Raw genomic sequence first — 8,137 nt, forward strand, 5'->3', positions numbered from 1 at the left:
CTTTTTGATTTTGGAATAGCGCACTAGAAAAACTTAAAGTTTTTCAGTGCCCTCACCACTAGATCTCTCTTTTTTTATTTATTGCTGTTATCGGGTTACATTCCACAGCCATAAAAAATAAGTTTTAGAAACTAATAAAAAATAGTTATGAAAAAATCTTGAAAACAGAATACTTTTTACAAAATCAATGCCTATTGTCACAAATAGTGGTGAAAGGGTGATTAAAACAGTAATTAATTCATTCCTTTAATCATAAGATGAAATAAGTAGGTTTTTAGGAGAGAGTATGGCATTTAATATATGTGATTTTATGGAGGAGAAAGAGTATCAAGAGTTTTGTGATAATTTAAAAACTAATGAAAGAAAAGTGATTTATAGTGATGATATCATTGATATAGAAATAAAAAAAGTAGGAAGAAAGATTCTTACTTTTGTTAATACCTATGGAGATAAAGAAATAAATGAAGTATTAAATAGTGTATGTAGTCTTGTTTAGTTACAGGACTTTTTTTGTTATAATCAATACAAATGGAGGATTAAACGTATGAAAAAGGTAGCAACATTTAGTCGTGTTAGTACAGAAAGAGAAGAACAAAAGTCAAGTATAAGGAATCAAGAAGAAATATATAAAACTTGGATAGAGATGAATAAATGGATTTTATATAAGTCTTATGTTGATGATGGTGTTAGTGGTACAAAAGCATATAAAAGAGTGAAATGGCTTAAGATGCTTGAAGATGGTAAGAAGAAAAAATATGATATTTTATTATGTAAATCCTACAGTAGATTTGGACGCAATATGATAGAAACGCTTGGAGCAATTAAAGAACTAAGGGAGAATGGAATTAGAATTATCTTTATTGAAGACAGTTTAGATAGTGAATTAGATGCAACTAAGTTTGGTCTTTTCAGTTGGATTAGTGAACAGGAAAGCCAGAATACTTCAAAACGTATAAAGACAGTATTTGAACATTTTAAAGACGTAGGTAAGGTTTATAACTGTATAGCACCTTATGGATATGAATATGACAAAGAAAAAAAGAATTTTGTTATAAATGAGGTTGAAGCCACAGTTGTAAAAAGAATTTTTAAATTATATCTACAGGGCAATGGTACTGGTAAAATAGCAAAGATACTTGATGCAGAAGGAATTGCAACAAAGAAGGGTGGAGTATGGAGAAGCAATACTATAAAGAATCTAATTACTAATGAAGTTTATACAGGGGTTTTAGTTCAAAATAAAACTCAATCTATAGATGTTACCATAAAGAAATCTAAACAGATACCTAAAGATCAATGGGTAAGACATTATAATAATCATAAAGCTATAATTGATGATAAAACTTTCTTAGAAGCCAATAAGATATTTAAAGCTAATTCAGAAAAGGCACATAAAGCAAGATATAGCATTGTAGGTAATGAAAGATCATCTAATGCAAGTTTATTTAGCAATTTATTAAAGTGTAGTTGTGGAAGTTCTATGACTATAAGAAGAAAGAAGAATAGAAAGCCATTTTATAATTGTATAGAGTATGAAAGACAAGGTTTGAATTGTGGTCATAGTTCAAATTTTATTCAAGAGGAAGTTTTAGTAGATTATATAAAAGAAAAGCTTGATAGAATTGTGGAAAATAATTTTAGAGATATAGTAATTGTGAATAAAAATGATGTTAAAGTATCATTAGAGAATGAAATAAAGGAAGTACAAAAGCAGATTGATAAGCAGATACTTCTATCAAATAATTTATTAAATCTTTATTCAGAAGGAACTATAAATGCAGTACAGTTTAAATTACAAAATGAAAGCATATCAAATACTCTTAATACTTTAATAAATAATAAACAAGTATTAGAAGAAAAGTTAGATAATATGCCAGAGGATAATACTAAGAACTTAAAAAAATCAGTTGAAGCGATAGTAAAAGTACCGGTTGAAAAGTGGAGTAATGCTATGCTTAAAGAAGTGATTGAGAAGATTGAAGTTAATACTAATGGCATTATAAAAATTAAATGGAAAGTCATGAAGAATTAAGAATTTAGAATTAAGAATTGAGAATGAAGGAATAAACTCGGCTTTGCCAAGTTTAGAAAAAATATAATTAAAGAAATTCCGTAGGAATTTCATCATTCATTCTACATTTTACATTCTAAATTTTAAATTGAATGGTAATACTCATAGTATACCAATATAAGGAGGTAGCTATGGGAAGTAACATTATTTTAGATAAATCATTTTTGTTTGCTATAAAAATAGTTAACCTATACAAAAAGCTAGTTAATGAGAAAAGAGAGTATATATTATCAAAGCAGTTACTAAGATCAGGTACAAGTATTGGAGCAAATGTTAGAGAAGGAGTAAATGGAATAAGTAAAGCAGATTTTAAATGTAAATTAGGTATAGCACTTAAAGAAGCCAAAGAAACAGAATATTGGCTAGAACTAATGACCGTCACACATATTTTATCAAAAGAAGAATCAAATGAAATACTTAAAGACTGTGATGAAATATGCAGAATACTAAGCAGCATAATAAAAACATGCAATGAAAATTAAGAATTAAGAATTGAGAATTAAGAATGAAGGAATAAACTCGGCAGAGCCAAGTTTAGAAAAATATAATTAAAGAAATTCTGTAGGAATTTCATCCACCATTCTACATTGTACATTCTACATTCTAAATTATCATAGTTCTTTGATTACAAACAAACTTACAATTGAAAAAAACTATAAACCTAAATAGTTATTAATTGCAACTGCAACATGTATAGGTATGTCGGCCGTAAAACTTCTAAAAAAAGATGGAGATGCAGTAATGGTTGTTCTTCCATCAGATCATTATATAGAGGGAGAAAAAAGTTACTTAGACACTATAAAGCAAGCAGTTGATATTGCTAATAGAAGAAGAGGAATAGTAACTCTTGGAATAACTCCTACTAGAGCGGAAACGGGGTATGGATATATTGAAGTGGGAGAAAGGATAGCTTCTAATATTCCAAGTTATAAAGTTACTAGATTTACGGAAAAGCCTAATGCTGAAGTTGCTAGAGATTTTTTAATGAAGGGTAGTTATCTCTGGAATTCTGGTATGTTTGTATTTAGAGCTGATGTGATTTTAAGAGAAATAGAAAAGTATATTCCTAAAATGTACAAAGCTCTTATGGAAATATATAAACATATTGGAGAAGAGGATGAAGAGCAAGTAATAAATGAACAGTATGAAAGGATTGATGGTATTTCTATAGATTTTGGAGTAATGCAAAGAACAAGAAAAGCATTTGTTATAAAGTGTGATTTTTCATGGGACGATATAGGAAGCTTTACTTCATTAAGCAGATTTTTAGGAAGTTATAGAAATAATAGCGTATCTAATAATGTTTATTTAGAGGAATGTGAAAATTGTTCTATTTTTGGAGATAAAAATTTAATAATTGGTTTAGGAATAAAAGATCTGGTTGTTGTAGATGCAGGAGATGTTATTTTGGTTATGGACAGGAATAAAGATCAAGATATTAAGCATCTTTTAAATAATCTATGTAAACAACAGGAATATAAGAAATATCTTTGAGATTTGAAGGATATCCTTGTAAATAAGGATATCTTTTTTCGTTATGTAATAAATTTTTAAGTTTCTTTTATGGGGGAGTGGTGTATAATATATTCAAAGAATTTATAAGAGGATGTGTTGCTATTTGCTTATGAACACTCATAAAATATTAGCTGATAATATTTTAAAACGAGCAAGTAAAGAAAACGAGTATTTGATTGACAGAAAGAAATTTATGTGGGGTAATATAAAACCAGATTATGTTTCAAAGTATAAATTAAAAAAACATTATTACAATGAGAGCATTGATATGATTTTATGTAAAATTAAGTTTTTGTCATCCTTATCTGAGAATGAAGTTTTATATGTCTATGGTAAAAAGAAGTTTAGTGCAGAACTAGGGGTAGTATGCCACTTCCTTTGTGACTATTTTTGTTTGGCTCACAATAGAAGATGGAGATTCAAAGATAATTTTAAAAGACATGTTTCATATGAGAAAAGATTAGCAAAATATGCAAAGGACTTTAATTTTAAAAGCTCAGTTTGCAGTTTTCTTGAAATTAATAACATTAAAAAGTTTATAGATGATAATATTAAAAGCTATGAAGAAAATATTGAGCTTCGCAATGACCTTGATTATGCTTCATTTGTATGCAGCAGTATAGTAGGGGCAGTGCTAAGCCAGATAGAAAAGAATAATTTACAAGAAAGAAAAATCTCTTAAAAGAGGTTTTTCTTTTTTTGAAAAATTTTAGTAAATTCTATTTACAAAATAATAAAAAAGATATATTATTAAATCAACATATGAGCACTTGTTCATATGATAAAGGGAGGAAGTACTATGGCAGAAGATAAAAACAATATTGATAGCTGTAGCTATACAATTATTCATGAAGATAAGGTTAGAGAAATAAGCGAAACAATACCATCAGATGAAGTATTATATGATTTAGCAGAATTCTTTAAAGTCTTTGGAGATTCCACAAGAATTAAAATAATATGTGCTTTGTTTAAGTCAGAGATGTGTGTGTGCGATTTAGCAGCTCTTTTAAATGTTTCTCAATCAGCAATCTCTCATCAGCTTAGGACTTTAAAAATAGCCAGACTAGTAAGATACAGAAGAGAGGGAAAGGTTGTCTATTATTCGTTAGATGATGAACATATCAAACACATTTTTGATGAGGGACTTAGACATATTACTGAGTAGGAGGCATAATTATGGAAAATGAAAACATTAAAGAATTAGAAGCAGATGTAATTTTAGAAGAGGAATTAGTAAGAGAGAAAAATCTTGCGCAAGAATATGATTCAAAGAATAATATAAAACTAAAATTAAATGGATTAGATTCTTCTAGTAAAGCAGTTGAAATTGAAAAAAAGGTAAATGATTTAGAGGAAGTTGATCAAGCTACAATAAATTTTTTAATGGGAATAATTGTGATTATTAAGAAAAATGATGCTGATAAAGGGGAACTTATAAAGAAGGTTATAGACATAGTTGATGAAACAGAAGCAGGTATAGTTGTAGAAGAAGTACCAGTTCAAAAAAAAGATGAATTTAAAAGAAGTAAGGATAATATAAAATTAAGATTAAAAGGATTAGACTCGCCTAGTAGAGCAGTTAGAGTTGAAGAAAAAGTAAATGCTCTAGATGAAGTACAAGATGCTGTTATGAACTTTGAAATGGGCATTATTACAATTATCAAGAAGGATAATGTTAATAAGGATGATCTTATAAAGAAAGTTACAGATATAATCGATAAATCAGAAGCGGGTGTAATTATAGACGAGGTGTAATATAATGGGGGAAAATAAGAGAGATATAAAGCTACAATTAAAAGGATTAGATTGTGCAAACTGTGCAGCTAAAATTGAAAAAAAGGTAAATGATCTAGAAGAAGTTAAGGAAGCTAATATGAATTTCTCAATGGGATTTATATTAATTGAAATTAATGAAAATGTAGATAGAAATGAAGTGATAAAGAAAGCTTCAGATATAGTTAATAAGTTAGAGCCAGATGTTTTAGTTGAAGAAGTAGAATCAAGCAAAAAGATTAATAAACATAAAGATGGACGCTATGATGATAATGATCATAATCATAATCAAAGTAGGGAACTAAAACTAAAATTAAAAGGATTGGATTGTGCAAACTGTGCAGCTAAGATTGAAAATAAAGTAAATGAACTTAAGGAAGTTAAAGAAGCTACTATGAATTTTTCTATGGGATTTATAGTGATCGAAAAAAATGAAGGTGTAGATAATAATGATCTTATAGAAAAGGTTAGAGATATAGTTAATAAATTAGAACCAGGTGTTTTAGTTGAAGAAGTAAAATCAGGTAAGGTTAATAGAGGTAATTCTAAAACTACTTGTACAGATGGATGCTGTGGTGAAGATGAACATGGTCACGAACATGAACACGAGCATGGTCATGATCATGAACATAACCATGGAGAAATGGGAAATAAGCAGAAATATTCACTGATAGTAGGTACTATATTATATGTTATAGCTATTTTAACTAATGAAAGTTTCAACTTTTCAATAATATTATTTGTACTAAGTTACATACTTATTGGAGGAGAAGTTGTTTATAATGCAGTAAGAAATATCTTAAAAGGTGAAGTCTTTGATGAAAATTTCTTAATGACAGTAGCCACTGTTGGTGCCTTTGCTGTTGGTGAATACCATGAAGCTGTAGCTGTTATGTTGTTCTATGAAATAGGTGAGTTATTCCAAGGATATGCAGTAAATAAGTCAAGAAAATCAATATCATCACTTATGGATATAAAGGCTGAATATGCTACATTATTAATGGACGGCAAAGAGAAAAAGATAAGTCCAGAAGAAGTTGAAATTGATGATGTTATTTTAATAAAACCAGGTGAAAGAGTGCCTGTTGATGGAATTATAATTGAAGGAAATACTACTTTAGATACAGCAGCATTAACAGGAGAATCTGTTCCTAGAAATGCAAAGAAAGATGATGAAATTTTATCAGGAACTATAAATCTTTCAGGTGTTATAAAAGTTAAGGTTACTAAAGAATATGGAGAGTCTACAGTATCTAGAATTTTAGAATTAGTAGAAAATGCAGGTAATAAAAAAGCAAAAACTGAAAAGTTTATCACTAAATTTGCTAGATACTATACACCAATAGTAGTGTTTGCTGCTTTAGCAGTAGCTATAATACCTCCATTATTTATTAGGGATGCAGTATTTTCAGAATGGATTTACAAAGCACTTATATTCTTAGTTGTATCATGTCCGTGTGCATTAGTTGTTTCTATTCCTCTTGCTTTATTTGCAGGAATTGGAGGTGCTTCTAAGAAAGGTGTTCTTGTTAAAGGTGGCAACTATTTAGAAATATTAAAAGATGTTAATACAGTTGTTTTTGATAAAACAGGAACATTAACAAAAGGTGTTTTCAATGTTGTTAAAATCAACCCTGTTGGAATAGAAAAAGATGAGCTATTAAAGATAGCAGCAATAGGAGAAAGTTTTTCAAACCATCCTATAGCAAAATCTATAATGAATGCATATGACAAGGAAGTAAACCAAGACTTAGCTAAGGATTATGAAGAAATAGCTGGTAATGGTGTTAAAGCTTATATTGATAAACATGAAGTATTAATTGGAAATGAAAAACTTATGAAAAAGTTTGATATTAAACATGAAAGGGTTTCTGAAGAAGGAACTATAGTACATGTTTCAATAGATGGAACTTATAGAGGATATATAGTAATTTCTGATGAGATAAAGAAAGATTCTAAAGAAGGTATTGAATTATTAAAACAAGTTGGCGTTAAAAACATTGTAATGCTTACAGGGGATAATAAAAAAGCTGCAGATGCTGTTGCTTCAAAATTAGGAATAACAAAGGTTTACTCTGAACTTCTTCCAGGAGATAAGGTGGCTAAAGTAGAAGAGCTTCTTAATAATAAAGGTGAGAAAGATAAGGTTATGTTTGTTGGAGACGGTATAAATGATGCACCAGTTCTTGCAAGAGCAGATATAGGAGCTGCAATGGGAGCTATAGGGTCAGATGCAGCTATTGAAGCAGCAGACGTAGTCTTAATGAACGATGAAATATCATCTTTAGGTGAAGGAATTAAAGTAGCAAAGAAAACTATTAGAATACTATGGCAAAATATAATATTTGCTTTAGGAATAAAAACATTAGTACTTATATTAAGCTTATTTGGATTAGCAAATATGTGGGAAGGTGTTTTTGCTGATGTAGGAGTTACTGTAATAGCTATTTTAAATGCTATGAGAGCACTGAAAAACTAAATTTTGTCATTGACTTATTGGCTTAAGGACAGTATAATGAGATAGTTAATTGTACTTTCAGGCATGAGGGAGTAGCAGGCAAACTTCGTTGAAGTTTGTGACAAAGTCAACATACTGATGATTTTAATCATCTGGCTTTGTTTTTAATTGTGAGACTTATGTATAACGGTTAGGGTTGCGTTATACATACATAAGTCTCTTTTTTTTATGTTAAATTATAAATTTAAAGAATAAATACAATACTATTAATATAAGGAGGAGGAAGTCTATAGTTAATAAAAAAGTGTACAAATGTGTTT

Annotated in this window: 7 protein-coding genes and 1 pseudogene; all 8 read left to right on the top strand. The window is 29.0% G+C overall.

Going from position 1 to position 8,137, the window contains the following annotated elements:
• The first annotated feature begins 286 nt into the window (after positions 1–286).
• A complete protein-coding gene (locus BM384_RS13360) occupies positions 287–496 on the top strand; it encodes a hypothetical protein (RefSeq protein ID WP_090014348.1) in 210 nt (69 codons plus the stop codon).
• Positions 497–544: 48 nt separating this feature from the next.
• Positions 545–2,032: a recombinase family protein gene (locus tag BM384_RS13365; protein ID WP_090014350.1), complete on the top strand. Its 1,488-nt coding sequence runs from the start codon at positions 545–547 to the stop codon at positions 2,030–2,032.
• A gap of 170 nt (positions 2,033–2,202) precedes the next feature.
• Entirely contained in the window at positions 2,203–2,553 is a 351-nt protein-coding gene (locus BM384_RS13370) for a four helix bundle protein (protein ID WP_090014351.1), read from the top strand.
• 199 nt (positions 2,554–2,752) lie between these two features.
• Positions 2,753–3,565, top strand: a pseudogene (locus BM384_RS13375) (sugar phosphate nucleotidyltransferase); the annotation flags it as partial.
• A 130-nt stretch (positions 3,566–3,695) separates the two neighbouring features.
• The gene (locus BM384_RS13380) at positions 3,696–4,268 is read left to right on the top strand and encodes a zinc dependent phospholipase C family protein (protein ID WP_242946038.1); all 573 of its coding nucleotides are present in this window, start codon (positions 3,696–3,698) and stop codon (positions 4,266–4,268) included.
• 117 nt (positions 4,269–4,385) lie between these two features.
• Complete coding sequence (locus tag BM384_RS13385; protein WP_090014355.1) at positions 4,386–4,751, top strand: ArsR/SmtB family transcription factor; 366 nt, start codon at positions 4,386–4,388, stop codon at positions 4,749–4,751.
• A gap of 11 nt (positions 4,752–4,762) precedes the next feature.
• Positions 4,763–5,341 (top strand): hypothetical protein, encoded by a 579-nt coding sequence (locus BM384_RS13390; RefSeq protein WP_090014356.1) that lies wholly within the window; start codon positions 4,763–4,765, stop codon positions 5,339–5,341.
• Positions 5,342–5,345: 4 nt separating this feature from the next.
• Positions 5,346–7,838 carry a heavy metal translocating P-type ATPase gene (locus tag BM384_RS13395; protein WP_090014358.1) on the top strand — a complete coding sequence of 831 codons (2,493 nt, stop codon included), beginning with the start codon at positions 5,346–5,348 and terminating at the stop codon, positions 7,836–7,838.
• Positions 7,839–8,137 lie beyond the last annotated feature (299 nt).

This window comes from Clostridium sp. DSM 8431, assembly GCF_900116755.1.
GTDB lineage: Bacteria > Bacillota > Clostridia > Clostridiales > Clostridiaceae > Clostridium.

Coding starts and splice junctions, on each gene's coding strand:
- BM384_RS13360 (WP_090014348.1), top strand. CDS start 287: ATGGCATTTAATATATGTGATTTTATGGAGGAGAAAGAGTATCAAGAG.
- BM384_RS13365 (WP_090014350.1), top strand. CDS start 545: ATGAAAAAGGTAGCAACATTTAGTCGTGTTAGTACAGAAAGAGAAGAA.
- BM384_RS13370 (WP_090014351.1), top strand. CDS start 2,203: ATGGGAAGTAACATTATTTTAGATAAATCATTTTTGTTTGCTATAAAA.
- BM384_RS13380 (WP_242946038.1), top strand. CDS start 3,696: ATGAACACTCATAAAATATTAGCTGATAATATTTTAAAACGAGCAAGT.
- BM384_RS13385 (WP_090014355.1), top strand. CDS start 4,386: ATGGCAGAAGATAAAAACAATATTGATAGCTGTAGCTATACAATTATT.
- BM384_RS13390 (WP_090014356.1), top strand. CDS start 4,763: ATGGAAAATGAAAACATTAAAGAATTAGAAGCAGATGTAATTTTAGAA.
- BM384_RS13395 (WP_090014358.1), top strand. CDS start 5,346: ATGGGGGAAAATAAGAGAGATATAAAGCTACAATTAAAAGGATTAGAT.